The 16,851-nt window shown below is 62.0% G+C and carries 18 protein-coding genes; 13 read left to right on the plus strand and 5 right to left on the minus strand.

Going from position 1 to position 16,851, the window contains the following annotated elements:
- Positions 1 to 39 precede the first annotated feature (39 nt).
- The 3 genes from HX786_RS13370 to HX786_RS13380 all read right to left on the minus strand — a co-directional run bounded on the left by HX786_RS13370 (position 40) and on the right by HX786_RS13380 (position 2,987).
- The gene (locus tag HX786_RS13370) at positions 40 to 681 is read right to left on the minus strand and encodes an oxidoreductase (RefSeq protein ID WP_003215421.1); all 642 of its coding nucleotides are present in this window, start codon (positions 679 to 681) and stop codon (positions 40 to 42) included.
- 28 nt (positions 682 to 709) lie between these two features.
- A complete protein-coding gene (locus HX786_RS13375; RefSeq protein WP_178912199.1) occupies positions 710 to 2,428 on the minus strand; it encodes a C13 family peptidase in 1,719 nt (572 codons plus the stop codon).
- A gap of 103 nt (positions 2,429 to 2,531) precedes the next feature.
- On the minus strand, positions 2,532 to 2,987 hold the full coding sequence (locus HX786_RS13380) for a MaoC family dehydratase (protein WP_177055621.1): 456 nt from the start codon (positions 2,985 to 2,987) through the stop codon (positions 2,532 to 2,534).
- A 179-nt stretch (positions 2,988 to 3,166) separates the two neighbouring features.
- Between HX786_RS13380 and HX786_RS13385 the strand changes: the two genes are divergently transcribed.
- The 4 genes from HX786_RS13385 (at position 3,167) to HX786_RS13400 (ending at position 5,173) form a co-directional block, all read left to right on the plus strand.
- Positions 3,167 to 3,529 (plus strand): CidA/LrgA family protein, encoded by a 363-nt coding sequence (locus HX786_RS13385; RefSeq protein WP_003215424.1) that lies wholly within the window; start codon positions 3,167 to 3,169, stop codon positions 3,527 to 3,529.
- Positions 3,526 to 4,242, plus strand: coding sequence for an LrgB family protein (locus HX786_RS13390; protein ID WP_003215425.1), 717 nt, complete (start codon positions 3,526 to 3,528; stop codon positions 4,240 to 4,242). Before HX786_RS13385 ends, HX786_RS13390 begins: the two co-directional genes overlap by 4 nt.
- Positions 4,243 to 4,263: 21 nt before the next feature.
- Positions 4,264 to 4,854 carry an LON peptidase substrate-binding domain-containing protein gene (locus HX786_RS13395; RefSeq protein WP_003215426.1) on the plus strand — a complete coding sequence of 197 codons (591 nt, stop codon included), beginning with the start codon at positions 4,264 to 4,266 and terminating at the stop codon, positions 4,852 to 4,854.
- Positions 4,855 to 4,966: 112 nt separating this feature from the next.
- Positions 4,967 to 5,173: a hypothetical protein gene (locus HX786_RS13400; RefSeq protein WP_003215427.1), complete on the plus strand. Its 207-nt coding sequence runs from the start codon at positions 4,967 to 4,969 to the stop codon at positions 5,171 to 5,173.
- On the opposite strand, the gene HX786_RS13405 is transcribed toward HX786_RS13400, so the two are convergent.
- Positions 5,170 to 6,486: a bifunctional DedA family/phosphatase PAP2 family protein gene (locus HX786_RS13405; protein ID WP_178912200.1), complete on the minus strand. Its 1,317-nt coding sequence runs from the start codon at positions 6,484 to 6,486 to the stop codon at positions 5,170 to 5,172. The two genes, HX786_RS13400 and HX786_RS13405, sit on opposite strands and share 4 nt — an antisense overlap.
- A 113-nt stretch (positions 6,487 to 6,599) precedes the next feature.
- Positions 6,600 to 7,283, minus strand: coding sequence for a DNA-3-methyladenine glycosylase (locus HX786_RS13410; protein WP_102369965.1), 684 nt, complete (start codon positions 7,281 to 7,283; stop codon positions 6,600 to 6,602).
- Positions 7,284 to 7,459: 176 nt separating this feature from the next.
- On the opposite strand from HX786_RS13410, the gene HX786_RS13415 reads away from it, so the two are divergent.
- From HX786_RS13415 to HX786_RS13455, 9 genes are all read left to right on the plus strand, one after another.
- Complete coding sequence (locus tag HX786_RS13415) at positions 7,460 to 8,725, plus strand: glutamate-5-semialdehyde dehydrogenase (RefSeq protein WP_003215430.1); 1,266 nt, start codon at positions 7,460 to 7,462, stop codon at positions 8,723 to 8,725.
- On the plus strand, positions 8,725 to 9,369 hold the full coding sequence (gene nadD, locus HX786_RS13420; protein WP_003215431.1) for a nicotinate-nucleotide adenylyltransferase: 645 nt from the start codon (positions 8,725 to 8,727) through the stop codon (positions 9,367 to 9,369). Before HX786_RS13415 ends, nadD begins: the two co-directional genes overlap by 1 nt.
- A gap of 69 nt (positions 9,370 to 9,438) precedes the next feature.
- On the plus strand, positions 9,439 to 9,933 hold the full coding sequence (gene rsfS / locus HX786_RS13425) for a ribosome silencing factor (protein WP_003215432.1): 495 nt from the start codon (positions 9,439 to 9,441) through the stop codon (positions 9,931 to 9,933).
- Between the two features lie 9 nt (positions 9,934 to 9,942).
- On the plus strand, positions 9,943 to 10,410 hold the full coding sequence (gene rlmH, locus HX786_RS13430; RefSeq protein ID WP_003185785.1) for a 23S rRNA (pseudouridine(1915)-N(3))-methyltransferase RlmH: 468 nt from the start codon (positions 9,943 to 9,945) through the stop codon (positions 10,408 to 10,410).
- A gap of 15 nt (positions 10,411 to 10,425) precedes the next feature.
- Positions 10,426 to 12,324, plus strand: a complete 1,899-nt coding sequence (gene mrdA / locus HX786_RS13435) for a penicillin-binding protein 2 (protein ID WP_003215433.1) — start codon at positions 10,426 to 10,428, stop codon at positions 12,322 to 12,324.
- A gap of 31 nt (positions 12,325 to 12,355) precedes the next feature.
- Positions 12,356 to 13,459, plus strand: a complete 1,104-nt coding sequence (rodA, locus tag HX786_RS13440) for a rod shape-determining protein RodA (protein WP_050442794.1) — start codon at positions 12,356 to 12,358, stop codon at positions 13,457 to 13,459.
- A gap of 17 nt (positions 13,460 to 13,476) precedes the next feature.
- The gene (mltB, locus tag HX786_RS13445) at positions 13,477 to 14,490 is read left to right on the plus strand and encodes a lytic murein transglycosylase B (RefSeq protein WP_003215435.1); all 1,014 of its coding nucleotides are present in this window, start codon (positions 13,477 to 13,479) and stop codon (positions 14,488 to 14,490) included.
- Positions 14,490 to 15,488: a septal ring lytic transglycosylase RlpA family protein gene (locus tag HX786_RS13450; RefSeq protein ID WP_003215436.1), complete on the plus strand. Its 999-nt coding sequence runs from the start codon at positions 14,490 to 14,492 to the stop codon at positions 15,486 to 15,488. The genes mltB and HX786_RS13450 overlap by 1 nt, the downstream gene beginning before the upstream one ends.
- A 185-nt stretch (positions 15,489 to 15,673) precedes the next feature.
- Complete coding sequence (locus HX786_RS13455; RefSeq protein ID WP_003215437.1) at positions 15,674 to 16,831, plus strand: D-alanyl-D-alanine carboxypeptidase family protein; 1,158 nt, start codon at positions 15,674 to 15,676, stop codon at positions 16,829 to 16,831.
- Positions 16,832 to 16,851: the final 20 nt, after the last annotated feature.

A 16,851-nucleotide genomic window follows, 5' to 3' on the forward strand; every position in this document is an offset into this window, starting at 1 on the left:
GCTCCCACATTTGGATGGTGTCCTGCCTGGAATTACGTGTTATTTGCCGAGCTTGCGCAGCTCGTCCGACTCTATAACCCGCACCCCATCCTGCTCTTCCAGCGCCAGTCGCCACATCGCCCGCGCCAGTTCGCACACTTCAATGCCGTGGTACTTGCCCGGAATCAGCCGCGACAATGGCCCGGCCAGTTGCTCGGCCAGCCGCGGTTCCAATCGCTCACCCAACAACAGCGAAGGTCGGACGATGGTCAACTGCGGCCAATCCTGGGCTTTCAACGCCTGTTCCATCTCGCCCTTGACGCGGTTGTAGAAGATCGAGGATTTCGGATCGGCGCCGATTGCGCTGATCACGATCAGGTGCCGCGCCCCCATTTCCCGAGCGCGCTTGGCAAAGGCCACGACCATGTCCAGGTCGACGGCGCGGAACGCTTCTTCGGAGCCGGCCTGCTTGATGGTGGTGCCCAGGCAGCAGAAGGCGATGTCCACCTGGCCGCTCAGTTGCGGCAGGAATACTGCCGGGTCGCCCACCGGGTTTTCCAGGTGTGGATGCTCGGCCAGAGGCTTGCGGCTGGGTGCCAGCACGCGGGTCACGGTCGGCTCGTTGAGCAGGCGGTCCAGCAGGTGCTCCCCGGTCAGGCCGGAGGCTCCGGCGAGCAAGATATGCTGAGGCGTCAGGTACATGATGTTTCCCCCTTGATACAGATTCAGCTTAGTTGCTCTTGGCTTCCTTGCTATTCATTGAGACGCTTTCGAGCGCCTTTCGTGCCTGCTGTTTGCGTAATAATTGCCAATGGGCGATTACGCCTTTGGGGGCCCAGATCTGCGGTTCGGAGGCTTCGAAGTTGTCCGCCTGTTCGCGTTCGGCCACGTGGGTCTGTGCCAGCTTGAAGGCTTGCTGCAAGTCGTCGGTCTCGCTGAAGGCCTGGGCAAAGAGGGCGTCGCCGAAGTAGGTGAAGTCGGCCTCTTCGGAGCAGCCGAACGACACACGATCGGCGCGCGAGGCGGTCATGATCAGGGTGTGTTCGTCCTTCAGGGCCGGGATGAACCCGCCGGAGTAGCAGGCCGAAATCACGATGATCTTGTCGCGGTTCTTCAGCGGTGCCAGCACGGCGGCCAGCTCATCGGCCGGCAGGTCGGCCAGCTCCATGCGCGGCTGGTCGAGCACCAGTTCGTGCTCGTGAGTGCCGTGGCTGGTCAGGTAGATAAACACCAGGTCTTGCGGGCCACTGCGTTCGGCCAGGGTTTGGACTGCGCGGCGCAGGCTTTCGCGAGTGGCCATCGGGCGGTCGGCAATATGGTCGCGATGGTTCACCAGGCGGATCTGGCCGTAGGCGCCGAAGCGCGTGGCAAGCATGTTGCTGACGTAGTCGGCTTCGCGCAGGAACACGCTTTGTTTGCCGTCGCCGGCCACCACCAGGGTATACAGCTCCACCCCCGATTTGGACGCGGGCACGGCGGCGAGGGCGGCATCCAGCAAGTGGCCCTGGGCAAACAGGCCGATTTCCAGCGGGTCAGGCAACAATTTGCCCTCGGCGTCGCGCACGCGCATGCCGTTGACCCAGGTGCCGGCCTGCACGGTGCCGTCGGTGAGCACCAAAGTGCCACGACCTTGATAGCTGTCGCTGTCGAAGCCGCCAATATAGAAGCTGCCGTCGGTGAGGTTCAGGCGGCCTGTGCCTGTGAAGCGCCAGTCGACGAACTGGCCGACGTAGTGGCTGCCATCGACGCCGATCAGTTCGCCCTTGCCGCTGAGGGCGCCTTCCTTGAATTCGCCGATCCATACGTCGCCGTCGGCGTTTTCGTAGCGGCCCTTGCCGTTGAGCTGGTTTTGTTTGAAATGGCCGATGTACATGTCGCCGTCGGCGCTGTTGAAGGTGCCGTTGCCCTCCAGCTGGCCATCGACGAAGCGGCCGCTGAACTGGTTGCCGCTGTCGTCGTTGCGCTGGCCTTCGCCGTTGGGCTTGCCGTGGGCGAACTGGCCCTGGTACTGGCTGCCGTCGGCCAGCTCGAGGCGGCCGAGGCCGGAATACTGGTCGTCCTTGAATTCGCCGCGATAGGTCATCTGCCCCTCTTTGAGGGTGCCTTCGCCGTTGCGCTTACCTTGTTTGAAACCGCCGACGTAGCTGTTGCCCGACGTGGTCAGGCTGCCCTGGCCGTCGAACAGGCCCTGCTGGAACTGGCCTTTATAGACCTCGCCGTTGCTGCCATGCCATTCGCCCTGGCCGTGCCACTGGCCTTTATCGAACTGGCCCGCGTACCAACTGCCATTGGGGTAATCCACCCGGCCCTGGCCTTGCAGCAAGCCATTGACCACATCGCCACGGTAACGACCGCCATCGGGCAGCCGCGCATCGGGCGGCAACAGCGATTCGCCGTCGCCGCACGCGGTGAGCAACAGGACAAGAGCAAGGGGAGCGAGTGGGCGCATAGCGGGATCCGGATAATTGAGCGCCGAGTATGCCGCAGCTGCGAGATCTATACATAAATTTACATGAATTGTGGTGAGCGGACGGGCTCACCACAGCCAGGCTTCATACGAAGCAGAGTGACAACGATTCTGCAATGTAGGCCGGTTTGTCCTGGCCATCGATTTCCAGGGTGCAGGTGGCTTTAAGCAACCATTGCCCAGGTTTTTTCTCGGTGGCGTCGGTCAGGGTCACGGCCAGGCGCACCCTGGAGTCGACCTTCACCGGCTGGATGAAACGCACGCTGTCCAGGCCATAGTTGACCGCCATCTTCAGGCCTTCGGGCATGATCAGGATGTCTTCGATCAGCTTGGGTATCAGCGACAGCGACAGGAAACCGTGGGCGATGGTGCCGCCAAACGGGGTCTGGGCGGCTTTCACCGGGTCGACGTGGATGAACTGAAAATCGCCGGTGGCTTCCGCGAACAGGTTGATACGTTCCTGGTCGATGGTGAGCCATGCAGAACGTCCCAGTTCCTTGCCGACATATTCTTTGAGTTGCGCTACGGGTACTGAGGGCATTGCGACTCTCCTTCTTTGCTCGGTTGGCTTCATCGTTTTTGTAGTTTTGGACAGGTCCAGAGAACCAATGTAGATCATCACGGGCACTTGGCCCGGTCAACCCACCATGCTTTTGGCGAATGCCGCTCCATAGAGGCAGCGTGCTTATAATGCCGACACGCTTTTGGGGGGAAGAACGGATGCTGTTACGCGGTCTGACATGGCTGGTGCTGTTTCAATTGCTCGGCACGGCGATCAATCATTTGTTTGTCCCGGTGCTGCCGGGGCCGATTATTGGGCTGCTGCTGATGCTGGCCTTCCTGGTGTGGCGCGGCGAAGTCGGTGAACCCCTGAGCCTGGCGGCCAGCAGTCTGCTGCGTTATTTGCCGCTACTGCTGGTGCCGCCTGCGGTCGGCGTTATGGTGTATGCCAAGGACATTGCCGCCGACTTCTGGGCCATCGTCGGCGCGCTGGTGCTGTCGCTGGTGATCGCCATGGGCTTTGTCGGCGTGCTGATGCAGAAACTGGTCAAGCGCCAGGCGCAGCGGGAGGACGGCCAATGACACTGGACTGGCAGGGCGCCTGGGCCGCCGTGATTCATCACCCGTTGTTCGGCATCGGCATCACCCTCGGCGCCTATCAGCTGGTGCTGGCCGGTTTCGAGAAAACCCGCTGGATTTTCCTGCAACCGGTGCTGGTGTCGATGCTGTTGGTGATCGGCGTGTTGCTCGGCTGTGGCCTGACGTACGTCGAGTACCGCAAGAGCACCGAGATCATGAGCATCCTGCTGGGCCCGGCGACGGTAGCCCTGGCGGTGCCGCTTTACCTGAATCTGCGACGAATTCGCCAATTGTTCTGGCCGATTTTTACTACGCTGGTGGTGGGAGGCGTATTGGCCACCGGCCTGTGCGTGCTGTTGGGCTGGTGGTTTGGCGCCGAACACATGATGCTGATGACCATGGCACCCAAGTCCGTGACCTCACCGATTGCGATGCTGGTGGCCGAGCAGATCGGCGGCGTGGCGGCATTGGCGGCGGTGTTCGTGCTGATCACCGGGGTGATCGGCGCGATGATCGGTCCGGCGTATCTGTCACGGTTGGGCGTGCACAGCCCCGAAGCGCGCGGTATGGCGCTGGGCATGACCGCCCACGCCGTAGGTACGTCGGTGGCCTTGCAGGAAAGCGAAGAGACCGGCGCCTTTGCGGCGCTGGCCATGAGTCTGATGGGCGTGGCCACGGCGGTGTTCCTGCCGTTGGCCGTGTCGCTGGTTATTTAAGTCGGGTTTAAGGAAACCTTTATGAGTCTGGCGCTTTTCCCGCTCAATACCGTGCTGTTTCCCGGGTGCACCCTCGACCTGCAGCTGTTCGAGGCGCGTTACCTGGACATGATCAGCCGCTGCATGAAAAAGGGCGAAAGCTTTGGCGTGGTGTGCATCCTCGACGGCAAGGAAGTGGGGCTGGCGCCGGATGGCTATGCGTTGATTGGCTGCGAGGCGCTGATCCGCGACTTCAAGCAGCAGGACAATGGCCTGCTGGGGATTCGGGTCGAGGGTGGCCGGCGTTTCCGCGTGCGTGATGCCGGTGTGCAGAAGGACCAGTTGCTGGTGGCCGAGGTGCAATGGCTGCACGAGCATCCCGAGCAACCGCTGGAAGAGGAAGACGCTGACTTGCTGGCGTTGCTTCATGCCCTGGCCGAGCATCCGATGGTGGCGTCTTTGGATATGGGCACCCACGCCGATGGCCAGCAAGCCCTGGGCAATCAGTTGGCCTATCTGCTGCCCTTTACCGAGGCCGACAAGATCGACCTGTTGCAACTCGATGACCCGCAACAGCGCCTGGACGCGATCCAGTTGCTGCTGGATGAGTTGCAGGGCGAGCTGTTCACCTGACCCGCGAGTGTCACTCGGACTTGTCCTTCCCGGTCTTCAGATTTTCCGTGGTTGTCCTGATCCCGTTGCCTGAAATAGTTGGCAGTCACGTAACGATGATCAGGGGGAAAGGATGATTCGGCTTTCGCAATCGGAGCAAGTCGTGTGGGATGCGTTTTTTATGGCCGTCACCACGCAAATTCTTCATATGAACGACGGTCGCGGCGCGGAGTACATCGCCGAACGCGCCGCGGAGATGGCTGACGAAATGCTTCTGGAGCGGCGCGAGCGCAGCGTCGAACGCCGCGCTGCACCCCTGGATTGGCTGGGGCCTGCCTAGTAGGCATACCTCAGCAGCGCGTGGGAAGTGCCGGTAAACGCAATGAACCCGAGCACCGCGCCACACACCGGCAGGATCAGCCACCAGACTCTCGGCGGCATCGGTGGCAACAGGCTGCGGTGCTGGCTTAACGTCAGGCTGAAGGCGCACACCGTCATTGCCAGCAGGGTGCCGGCCAGGATGTCCGTCGGCCAGTGTGCACCCAGGTACACCCGGGAAATCGCGATGGTGGCGGCGGGAATGCAGCCAAGCACCAGCCAGGTCAGGCGCAGTCGTGTCGGTTGACCGCGACCGGCAAGCACTGCCAAGGCCAGGAAGAATGCAAACGAGCCGGACGCATGGCCGCTGGGCATGCTGAAGCTGGTGAGCGGGTCGGTCAGCACTTCGGGGCGCATCCGCGCAAAAAACAGCTTGGTCCCGGTATTGATCAGCGCCGCGCCCAGCAGGGTGGCGCCGACAAAGATTGCCTGGCGCCATTGCCGCGCCACCACCAGCAGGCCGGTCAGCACCGCGCTGGCGACAAACATCTTCTTGAACTCGCCGAGCTGGGTCACCATCACCATCGCCCGGTCGATCGCCGGGCCGCGGTGTTCCTGCACCAGTGCCATCAAGCCCTGGTCAAAGTCGTTGAGGTAGGGATAGCCGATAAACAACGCGATCAACAGTGTGCCGCCAATGCAGCCAATCCATAGGGTGGCGCGCCGATGGCCACGCAGGCTGCTGTTGAGGCTTACGCCGATCAACACTGCGAGACAGGCGGCGACAATCCCGGCCTCCGGCCAGAAGCCTTCGGGCAATGGCAGGCGGAAGGCCGCGCCGGTGGCCCAACCCGGCAACAGATACGCCACCGACCAACCTGCGCCGGCCAGCAGGCTCACGGCGGCAAAACGTGGGAAGGGCATGTCGCACATGCCCGCAACCATCGGCAACATTGGCCGCAGCGGGCCAATGAAGCGGCCTACCAACAGGCTGGCGATGCCGTACTTCTGGAAGTAAGCCTCGGCGCCGCTCATCCATTCCGGGTGATGCCGCAGGCCGGGAAGGCGCCGGATGTTCTGGTGGAAATGGCGACCGAGGAAGTAGGAAACAACATCGCCCAGCACGCCGCCGAGGAAGCCCAGCAACAGGGTTTCTCCCAGTGACAGTGCGCCGGTGCCGGCCAGGGCGGCGATGGCAAACAGCAATACCGTGCCAGGTACGATCAGGCCGGCAATGGCCAGGCACTCCACGCACGCCACGATAAACACCGCCACGGCCAGCCATTGCGGGTTCAGGGTCAGCCAGCCGGTAATGCTATCGAGCCATGGGCCCATACAATCAACTCCCTTTTGTAGATCGTCCTTGTGGGAGCCCGGCTTGCCGGCGATGGCGTCCTTGAGTCCGCTATCGCCGGGCAAGCCGGGCTCCTACAGGTTTATGTATGTTTTCAAATCAAAAAATAGTCGCGGCCTTCGACCTGGCCCCGGCGCAGCGGGTTCCGTGTGCAATACGGCGCATAACCGGCATCGACGAAGCGGTACATCAGGTGTTCATCGCGCCCACCGGGAATGCCCAGGCGGGTGGTCTGGATGATCTGCGCTGGCGCCAGCCCTACGTCTTCCACGTAGAGCAGTTCCTGGTCAAAGCGCTTGGCGTCCCACATCGGCACCTTCAAACCCAGCGCCTTGCACAGCAAGGTCTGGCCGGCGCACAGCTTTTGCGAGGGTCGTGGCCTGCCGCTGGCGTCCGGGTTATTCAGCAGCATCTGCGCCAGGCTGGCCGGGCCGGAGACTTCGTCGACCCACGGATAGGCTGATTTGATCAGCACCGCATTGCCCGGGCCGTGGGCGCTGAAGTTCAGCGAATCACCGCCGCGGGCGTAGTACATATAGATGTGCCCGCCATCCAGAAACAAAGCCTTACGCTTTTCTGTGTAGCCCAAGGACGCGTGGCTGCCTTTTTCGGCGAGGTAATACGCTTCGGTTTCGATAATTCGTGCCGACAGCCACAAATCACCAACACGATGGCGAATGACTTTTCCGAGCAATTCGCGTGCGAGCAGTTGCGCGTCACGGTCGAAAAAGCCGTCGGGCAGGGCGTTGGCGGGGATCAGCGGCGAGAAACTGGACATGGCGATCAAAGGTAATACGGCTAAATGTGACAGGATGATAACAACTCCAGCCTTAATTCCCGCTGAACGTCGGGTTTTTACAGTTCATTTCGACCATCCGCCCCTCACCGCTGTCCGTAGGACGGCGTCACAGCTATAATCTGCCGCTTTCCTCTTTGCCAAGACCCCACCAGACCATGACTGAGTCCGTTCTTGACTACATGACCCGCCTGGGTCGCGCTGCCCGTCAGGCCTCGCGGTTGATCGCCCGTGCGAGTACTGCGCAGAAGAACCGCGCCTTGCTGGCGGCCGCCGACGCTCTGGATGCTTCGCGCTCCGAGCTGAGCGCCGCCAATGAACAGGATTTGGCCAACGGTCGCGCCAATGGCCTGGAGCCTGCATTGCTGGATCGCCTGGCGCTGACGCCGGCGCGGATCGACGACATGATCGAAGGCTTGCGTCAGGTGGCCAAGCTGCCTGACCCCATCGGTGAAATCCGCGACATGCGCTACCTGCCCTCCGGCATTCAAGTCGGCAAGATGCGCGTACCCCTGGGCGTGATCGGCATCATCTATGAGTCACGCCCGAACGTGACCATCGACGCCGCGAGCCTGTGCCTCAAGTCGGGCAACGCCACCATCCTGCGGGGCGGTTCCGAGGCCATCAATTCCAACCGTGCCATCGCCGCGTGCATTCAGCAGGGCCTGGCCGTGGCTGAACTGCCGGCCGAAGTGGTGCAAGTGGTCGAGACCACTGACCGCGCTGCCGTTGGTGCGCTTATCACCATGCCTGAGTTCGTCGACGTGATCGTGCCACGGGGTGGCAAGAGCCTGATCGAACGCGTGAGCCGTGATGCCAAGGTGCCAGTTATCAAGCACCTGGATGGCGTCTGCCACGTGTTCATCGACATCGCCGCCGACCTCGACAAGGCGATCCGCATTGCCGACAACGCCAAGACTCACCGCTACGCCCCGTGCAACACCATGGAAACCCTGCTGGTGCACGTCGGCATTGCCGATCGCGTGCTGCCGCCGCTGGCTGCCATCTACCGCGACAAGGGCGTTGAACTGCGTGGTTGCGAGCGTACCCGGGCGATCCTCGGCAGCGACGTGATCGAGGCCACCGAGCAGGACTGGTACACCGAATACACGGCGCCGATCCTGTCGATCCGCATCGTCGACGACCTGGACCAGGCCATCGAACACATCAATCAATACGGCTCCAAGCACACCGACGCCATTGTCACCGAGCATTTCAGTGATGCCCGGCGTTTCCTCAACGAAGTGGATTCCGCTTCGGTGATGGTCAACGCCTCGACGCGCTTTGCCGACGGCTTCGAGTACGGCCTGGGGGCGGAGATCGGTATCTCCACCGACAAGCTCCACGCACGCGGCCCGGTTGGCCTGGAAGGGCTGACCAGCGAGAAGTACGTGGTGTTCGGTGACGGTCATGTGCGCACTTGATGGGTAAACGCATCGGGCTGCTCGGCGGCACCTTCGACCCCGTGCACATCGGCCATTTGCGCAGTGCACTGGAAGTCGCGGACGCCCTCGGGCTGGATGAACTGCGCCTGGCACCGAATGCCCGGCCGCCCCATCGCGATACGCCGCAGGTGTCTGCGCAGCAGCGCCTGGAGATGGTCCGCCTTGCTGTGGCCGGCATTGCACCGCTGGTGGTGGACGACCGCGAACTCAAGCGCGACAAACCGTCCTACACTGTCGACACCCTGGAACTGATGCGGGCCGAGTTGGCCGCGGATGACCAGTTATTTCTACTTTTGGGCTGGGACGCGTTTTGCGGCCTGCCCACTTGGCATCGCTGGGAAGAGTTGCTCCAGCATTGCCACATCCTGGTGCTGCAACGCCCGGATGCCGACGCAGAATCGCCGGATGCCTTGCGCAACCTGCTGGCGGCGCGGTCGGTAAGTGACCCTTTGGCCCTGACCGGGCCGAGCGGGAATATTGCATTCGTCTGGCAAACCCCGCTTGCGGTGTCTGCCACCCAGATCCGTCAACTGCTGGCCAGCGGGAAGTCGGTACGTTTCCTGGTGCCTGACGCGGTCCTGGCCTACATCGATGCGCACGGGCTTTACCGTGCGTCGAACTGAAAAGGCGCGCTTGAACGCACGAACAGTCGTGCAGCGAGCGCCCGAACATACGAGCAAAACGAGTTTTATATGACGAACAAAGACGTAAGCAAAGTTAAGCGCAAAGGCACGTTCAAGAGCGCTCCTCTGCCAGTAGAAGCCCACACCGGCCCTGAGCTGGCCGGCGAAGAGCTGGTGAAGGTTGCCGTGGCTGCCCTGGAAGACGTGAAGGCCCAGGACATCCAGGTCCTGGACGTGCGCGACAAGCAGAGCATCACCGACTTCATGATCATCGCCACCGGTACCTCCAACCGCCAGATCGGCGCGATGCTGGACAAGGTTCGCGAAGCGGTCAAAGCCCAGGGCGTCAAGCCATTGGGTGAAGAAGGCAAGGGCGACAGCGACTGGGTACTGCTGGACATGGACGACGTGATCGTTCACATGATGACCAGCAACGCCCGTCAGTTCTACGACCTGGAGCGTCTGTGGAAAGGCGCCGAGCAGAGCCGTGCCGCCGATGGCAAGCACCACAGCCCTGAAGTCGGCCACGCGCACTTCGACAAGCTCAACAAAGACCAGGAATAAGGAACGGCTGTGCGCCTGCGTCTGATCGCTGTCGGTTCACGCATGCCCAAGTGGGTGGAAGAAGGCTGGCATGAATATGCCAAGCGCCTGCCATCCGAATTGGCGCTGGAACTGGTGGAAATACCGCTCAATACCCGGGGCAAGAATGCCGACGTGGCCCGCTTTATCCGTCAGGAAGGCGAAGCCATGCTGGCCAAGGTCGGGCCCAACGAGCGGATCGTGACCCTCGAAGTGCACGGCAAGCCCTGGAGCACCGAGCAGTTGGCGGTGGAACTGGATCGCTGGCGCCTGGATTCGCGCACGGTCAACTTCATGGTCGGCGGCCCCGAGGGGCTGGCGCCGGAAGTGTGCGCGCGGGCGGACCAGCGCTGGTCGCTGTCGCCCCTGACACTGCCGCACCCGCTGGTAAGAATTCTGATCGGTGAACAGCTGTATCGCGCCTGGACAGTTCTGTCCGGGCACCCTTACCACAAATAATCTGCGCCCTGCCTGATGACCCAGCCGATCCGCATCAAGGACCACGAGAAAGACGCACGTCTTGTACGCGCGCGGGTGGTGTTTGGCGCGATTTTGGTGGTGGCATTGCTGGGGGTGCTGATTGCGCGCCTGTATTTCCTGCAGGTGATCCAGTACGACTATCACTCCACATTGTCGGAAAACAACCGGGTGCACGTGCAGCCGATTCCGCCGACCCGTGGGCTGATTTTCGACCGCAATGGCGTGGTGGTCGCGGATAACCGGCCCAGCTTCAGCCTGAGCATGACTCGCGAACGTTCCGGCGACTGGCAGCAGATCCTTGATGTGATCGTCGAGGTGCTGCAACTGACGCCGGAAGACCGGGTGATCTTCGAGAAACGCATGAAGCAGGGGCGCCGGCCGTTTGAGCCGGTGCCGATCCTGTTCGAGCTGACCGAAGAGCAGATCGCCCGGATCGCGGTGAACCAGTTCCGTCTACCGGGTGTGGAAGTGGTGGCGCAGTTGGTGCGGCACTACCCGCAAGGGGCGCACTTTGCGCATTCGGTCGGCTACATGGGCCGGATCAACGAGAAAGAGCTGAAGACCCTCGACCCGGTCAACTACAGCGGCACCCACCATATCGGCAAGACCGGCATCGAGCGTTTCTACGAGCCGGAACTGCACGGCCAGGTGGGGTACGAGGAAGTCGAGACCAACGCCCGTGGCCGCGTGCTGCGGGTGCTCAAGCGTACCGACCCGGTGCCCGGCAAGGACATCGTGCTGAGCCTGGACATCAAGTTGCAGGAAGCGGCGGAGATGGCCCTGGGCGGGCGTCGGGGTGCAGTGGTGGCACTGGATCCGAGCACTGGCGAAGTGCTGGCGATGGTCAGCCAGCCAAGTTTTGACCCGAACCTGTTTGTCACCGGGATCAGCTTCAAGGCCTACGCCGAGCTGCGTGATTCCATCGACCGGCCGCTGTTCAACCGCGTATTGCGCGGCCTGTATCCGCCGGGCTCGACCATCAAGCCGGCGGTGGCGATTGCCGGCCTGGACTCGGGCGTGGTCACGGCGTCGAGCCGGGTGTTCGACCCCGGCTACTACATGCTGCCCAACTACGATCACAAATACCGTAACTGGAACCGCACCGGCGACGGCTATGTGGACCTGGATACGGCGATCATGCGTTCCAACGACACCTACTTCTATGACCTGGCCCACAAGCTGGGGATTGATCGGCTGTCGGCCTACATGGGCAAGTTCGGCCTTGGTCAGAAAGTCTCCTTGGACATGTTCGAAGAATCCCCCGGCCTGATGCCGTCCCGCGAGTGGAAGCGTGCGACCCGGCGCCAGGCGTGGTTCCCGGGCGAAACCCTGATCCTGGGGATCGGCCAGGGCTACATGCAGGCCACGCCGCTGCAGCTGGCCCAGGCCACCGCGCTGGTGGCCAACAAGGGGGTGTGGAACCGTCCGCACCTGGCCAAGACCATCGAGGGTGAACGCCCGGTGGACGAAAACCCGATTCCCGACATTGTGCTGCGCGACCCGTCCGACTGGACCAAGGTCAACCACGGCATGCAGCAAGTGATGCACGGCGCCCGGGGTACCGCTCGTAAAGCGGCAGCCGGCGCGCAATACCGGATTGCCGGCAAGAGCGGTACGGCCCAGGTGGTCGCGATCAAGCAGGGCGAGAAATACGACCGCTCCAAGGTTCAGGAACGCCACCGTGACCACGCCTTGTTCGTCGGCTTTGCTCCGGCTGACAACCCGAAGATCGTCGTGGCGGTGATGGTCGAGAACGGTGAATCCGGTTCCGGCGTAGCAGCGCCTGTGGTGCGGCAGATCATGGATGCCTGGCTGTTGACCGAAGACGGCAAGCTCAAGCCCGAATATGGCGGCACCCCATCCAGTGTGGAGGCTACGGCCCTTGAAGAGTAATTTTGACCGCATCCTCTCCAGCGAGGATGTGATGCGCCGCCGCGCCACTTTGCTGCAGCGCATGCACATTGATGGCCCGTTGCTGATCCTGCTGCTGACCCTGGCCGCCGGCAGCCTGTTCGTGTTGTATTCGGCCAGTGGCAAGAACTGGGACTTGCTGATCAAACAGGCGTCGTCGTTTGGCCTGGGCCTGTTGTCGATGGTGGTGATCGCCCAGCTGGAGCCGCGCTTCATGGCGCGCTGGGTGCCGCTGGGGTATGTCGCCGGCGTGTTGCTGCTGGTGGTGGTGGATGTCATGGGTCACAACGCCATGGGCGCGACGCGCTGGATCAACATCCCGGGGGTGATTCGCTTCCAGCCGTCGGAATTCATGAAGATTTTGATGCCTGCGACCATCGCCTGGTACCTGTCAAAACGCACATTACCGCCGCAGCTCAAGCACGTGGGCATCAGCCTGATATTGATCGGGGTGCCGTTTATCCTGATCGTGCGCCAGCCCGACCTCGGCACTTCGCTGCTGATCCTGGCGGGCGGCGCGTTCGTGCTGTTCATGGGGGGGCTGCGCTGGCGCTGGATCCTCAGCGTGCTGGCCGCGGCCGTGCCGGTGGCCGTGGCCATGTGGTTCTTCTTCATGCACGACTACCAGAAGCAGCGAATCCTCACGTTCCTCGACCCGGAGAGCGATCCGCTGGGCACCGGCTGGAACATCATCCAGTCCAAGGCGGCCATCGGTTCCGGCGGCGTATTCGGCAAGGGCTGGCTGCTGGGCACCCAGTCGCACCTGGACTTTTTGCCGGAAAGCCACACCGACTTCATTATCGCGGTGATGGGCGAGGAGTTCGGCCTGGTGGGCATCTGCGCACTGTTGCTGATTTACTTGCTGCTGATCGGGCGCGGCCTGGTGATTACTGCCCAGGCGCAAACCTTGTTTGGCAAATTGCTCGCCGGTAGCCTCACCATGACGTTTTTTGTTTACGTTTTCGTCAACATCGGTATGGTCAGTGGCCTGTTGCCGGTGGTTGGGGTGCCGTTGCCGTTCATTAGCTACGGCGGAACTTCGCTGGTGACATTGCTGTCAGCGTTTGGGGTTTTGATGTCGATCCATACCCATCGTAAGTGGATCGCACAGGTTTGAATAAGGTGAAGATGTCAATGCAAGTAATGCGCGGCTGGGCTGCCCGGCACGTGTCCTGGATGGGCCTGTTGGGCCTGCTGGGAGCCGCTGTGCAGGAAGCGCAGGCCGGCGACTACGACGGTTCGCCCCAGGTCGCCGAGTTTGTCGGTGAGATGACCCGTGACTATGGTTTCGCCGGTGAACAGCTAATGGGCGTGTTCCGCGAGGCCCAGCGCAAGCAGGCGATTCTCGACGCCATCTCCCGGCCCGCCGAGCGCGTGAAGCAGTGGAAGGAATATCGCCCGATGTTCCTGACCGACGCCCGCGTGGCGCGGGGCGTGGACTTCTGGCGCCAGCACGAAGCGGTGCTGGCCCGCGCCGAGCAGGAATACGGCGTACCGGCCCAGGTGATCGTGGCAATCATCGGCATCGAAACCTTCTACGGCCGCAACACCGGCAGCTACCGGGTGATCGACGCCCTGTCGACCCTGGGCTTTGACTACCCGCCGCGCGCCGAATTTTTCCGCAAAGAGCTGCGCGAGTTCCTGTTGTTGGCCCGTGAAGAGCAGGTCGACCCGTTGACGCTCAAGGGTTCCTACGCCGGCGCCATGGGCTTGCCGCAGTTCATGCCGAGCAGCTTTCGCGCCTACGCCGTGGATTTTGACGGCGACGGCCATATCAATATCTGGAGCAACCCCGATGACGCTATCGGCAGCGTCGCCAGCTATTTCAAGCGTCACGGCTGGGTAGCCGGCGAGCCGGTGGTGATTCGCGCCGATGTGACCGGTGAGCGCGCCGATGAAGGCCTGACCCAGGGTATCGAGCCGGTCAAGACGGTCGGGGAGTTGCGGGCGCTGGGCTGGTCGAGTCAGAATGCGCCACGCGATGATATGCCGGTGACGGCGTTCCGCCTCGAAGGCGAAAATGGCCCCGAATACTGGATGGGCCTGAAGAATTTCTACGCAATCACGCGTTATAACCGCAGCGTGATGTACGCCATGGCCGTGCATCAACTGTCAGACATGCTGGTCCAAGCACGGGGCGTCAAGTAATGCCGGTATCACCGATGTACAAACCCCTGAAGCTGTTGGCGTACGCCGCATTGTCGTTATTGGTGGTCAGTTGCTCCACCAGTCGTGCACCGGTGCAAAAAACCGCTGGCACGGCGATCCGCTCCCAGCCGGGGCTGGATATCAACCGCGCCCACAAAGACGGCGCGCCGTGGTGGGATGTGGATGTTTCGAAGATCCCGGATGCCACGCCGACCCTGCACACCGGCCCTTACAAGGCCAACCCCTATACCGTGCTGGGCAAAAACTACTTCCCGCTGCAAGACTCCAAGACCTACGTGCAATCAGGTACGGCATCCTGGTACGGGACCAAGTTCCACGGCCAGAACACCGCCAACGGCGAAGTCTATGACTTGTACGGCATGAGCGCGGCGCACAAGACCCTGCCGCTGCCCAGCTATGTACGCGTGACCAACCTGGACAACAACCGCTCGGTAATCCTGCGGGTCAATGACCGTGGGCCGTTCTATTCGGACCGGATCATCGACTTGTCCTACGCCGCCGCCAAGAAACTCGGGTATGCCGAAATCGGCACCGCCCGGGTGAAGGTCGAAGGTATCGACCCGGCCCAGTACTGGGCCCAGCGTGGCAAGCCGGCGCCGTTGATGCTCAACGAACCGCAAACCCCGCAACCGCAAGTCACGGCCTCGGCCGGCAAGATCGAACAGTGGACCCCGCCGCCGGCGCAGCACGCCCCGGACACGGTCGTCATTCCGCATGCAGCACCGGGAGCCTCTACCGTGGGCGGCCAGTACCTGCAAGTCGGCGCTTTCGCCAACCCGGACGCGGCAGAGCTGCTAAGGTCCAAGCTCAGCGGGATGGTCAGCGCGCCAGTCTTTATCAGCTCTATTGTGCGTAACCAGCAGACCCTGCACCGTGTGCGCATGGGGCCGATCGGCTCGCCGAGTGAAGTTGCGCAAGTGCAGAACAGCGTGCGCCTGGCCAACCTGGGGCAACCCAGCGTGGTCACCGCCGAGTAAGCAGTACAAAGGATTGATGGCTCAGGCTCGCATGCGGGTTTGAGCCCTGGTTGTTGGCTCGTTGAACAATAAAAACCCAGGGGCAAGGGGTGGGCATGCAACCGAACACGCGACAGTCTGGCGACGGGCTGTCTGAATAGTTTTGCCCGCGAGGGCAAGTTTCCATAAGCAATTTCGAGAGACGGATGAACATCACCACCTTAGCCAAACGCACGTGCCTGCTTCTTTCGCTGATCATCACCCCGGCCGCCTGGGCGGTTGAAATGGTGCCAGCTTCCCCGCAACTGGCTGCCAAGGCCTGGGTCCTGATGGACGCCGCCAGCGGCAACGTGCTGGTGGAGAACAACGGTGACCAGCGCCTGCCCCCAGCCAGCCTGACCAAGCTGATGACCGCCTACATCGCGACCCTGGAAATCCGTCGCGGCCAGATCGGCGAAAACGATCCGGTGACCGTCAGCGAAAACGCCTGGCGCACCGGCGGTTCGCGGATGTTCATCAAGGTCGGCTCGCAAGTGACCGTCAGCGACCTGCTGCACGGCATCATCATCCAGTCGGGTAACGACGCCAGCGTAGCCCTGTCCGAGCACATCGCCGGCAGCGAAGATGCGTTCGCCGACATGATGAACAAAACCGTGGCCGACCTGGGCATGACCAACAGCCACTTCATGAACCCGACCGGCCTGCCGAACCCTGAGCACTACTCGTCGGCTCACGACATGGCGATCCTGGCTCGCGCGATCATTCGTGTCGACCCTGTGCACTACGCGATCTACTCCCAGAAAGAGTTCTTCTGGAACAACATCAAGCAGCCTAACCGCAACCTGTTGCTGTGGCGTGACAAGACTGTCGATGGCCTGAAAACCGGCCACACCGAAGAAGCCGGCTACTGCATGGTGTCGTCCGCTGTCCGTGACGGCCAGCGCCTGATTGCCGTGGTATTCGGTACCAACAGCGAGCAGGCCCGTGCGGCCGAGACGCAAAAGCTGCTGACCTATGGCTTCCGTTTCTTCGAAACCCAGACCTTCTACCAGAAAGGCACCGAGCTGGCTCAAGCCCCTGTATGGAAAGGCGCGACCCATCAAGTCAAGGCCGGCCTGGCTGAAGACCTGACCCTGACCATGCCTAAAGGCCAGCTCAAGAAGCTGGTGGCCAGCATGACCATGAACCCGCAACTGGTCGCACCGATCGCCAAGGGCGATGTGATTGGTAAAGTCGAAGTGAAGCTGGACGACAAGGTGGTGCACAGCGCCGATCTGATCGCTCTGGACGCCGTCGACGAAGGTGGTATCTTCCGACGCGTGTGGGATAGCATCCGTCTATTCTTCTACAGCTTGTTCAACTGATAGTGTGCACCTGCATGACC

It is taken from the genome of Pseudomonas sp. 21615526 (assembly GCF_013386245.1).
In the GTDB taxonomy this organism is placed as follows: Bacteria; Pseudomonadota; Gammaproteobacteria; order Pseudomonadales; family Pseudomonadaceae; genus Aquipseudomonas.

Bases quoted from the DNA above. Each gene is read 5' to 3' on its own strand.
- HX786_RS13395 (WP_003215426.1), top strand. From the start codon at position 4,264: ATGAGTCTGGCGCTTTTCCCGCTCAATACCGTGCTGTTTCCCGGGTGC.
- rodA (WP_050442794.1), top strand. From the start codon at position 12,356: ATGCGCCGCCGCGCCACTTTGCTGCAGCGCATGCACATTGATGGCCCG.
- mrdA (WP_003215433.1), top strand. From the start codon at position 10,426: ATGACCCAGCCGATCCGCATCAAGGACCACGAGAAAGACGCACGTCTT.
- HX786_RS13370 (WP_003215421.1), bottom strand. From the start codon at position 681: ATGTACCTGACGCCTCAGCATATCTTGCTCGCCGGAGCCTCCGGCCTG.
- mltB (WP_003215435.1), top strand. From the start codon at position 13,477: ATGCAAGTAATGCGCGGCTGGGCTGCCCGGCACGTGTCCTGGATGGGC.
- nadD (WP_003215431.1), top strand. From the start codon at position 8,725: ATGGGTAAACGCATCGGGCTGCTCGGCGGCACCTTCGACCCCGTGCAC.
- rsfS (WP_003215432.1), top strand. From the start codon at position 9,439: ATGACGAACAAAGACGTAAGCAAAGTTAAGCGCAAAGGCACGTTCAAG.
- HX786_RS13400 (WP_003215427.1), top strand. From the start codon at position 4,967: ATGATTCGGCTTTCGCAATCGGAGCAAGTCGTGTGGGATGCGTTTTTT.
- HX786_RS13405 (WP_178912200.1), bottom strand. From the start codon at position 6,486: ATGGGCCCATGGCTCGATAGCATTACCGGCTGGCTGACCCTGAACCCG.
- HX786_RS13455 (WP_003215437.1), top strand. From the start codon at position 15,674: ATGAACATCACCACCTTAGCCAAACGCACGTGCCTGCTTCTTTCGCTG.
- HX786_RS13450 (WP_003215436.1), top strand. From the start codon at position 14,490: ATGCCGGTATCACCGATGTACAAACCCCTGAAGCTGTTGGCGTACGCC.
- HX786_RS13385 (WP_003215424.1), top strand. From the start codon at position 3,167: ATGCTGTTACGCGGTCTGACATGGCTGGTGCTGTTTCAATTGCTCGGC.
- HX786_RS13410 (WP_102369965.1), bottom strand. From the start codon at position 7,283: ATGTCCAGTTTCTCGCCGCTGATCCCCGCCAACGCCCTGCCCGACGGC.
- HX786_RS13415 (WP_003215430.1), top strand. From the start codon at position 7,460: ATGACTGAGTCCGTTCTTGACTACATGACCCGCCTGGGTCGCGCTGCC.
- HX786_RS13390 (WP_003215425.1), top strand. From the start codon at position 3,526: ATGACACTGGACTGGCAGGGCGCCTGGGCCGCCGTGATTCATCACCCG.
- HX786_RS13375 (WP_178912199.1), bottom strand. From the start codon at position 2,428: ATGCGCCCACTCGCTCCCCTTGCTCTTGTCCTGTTGCTCACCGCGTGC.
- HX786_RS13380 (WP_177055621.1), bottom strand. From the start codon at position 2,987: ATGCCCTCAGTACCCGTAGCGCAACTCAAAGAATATGTCGGCAAGGAA.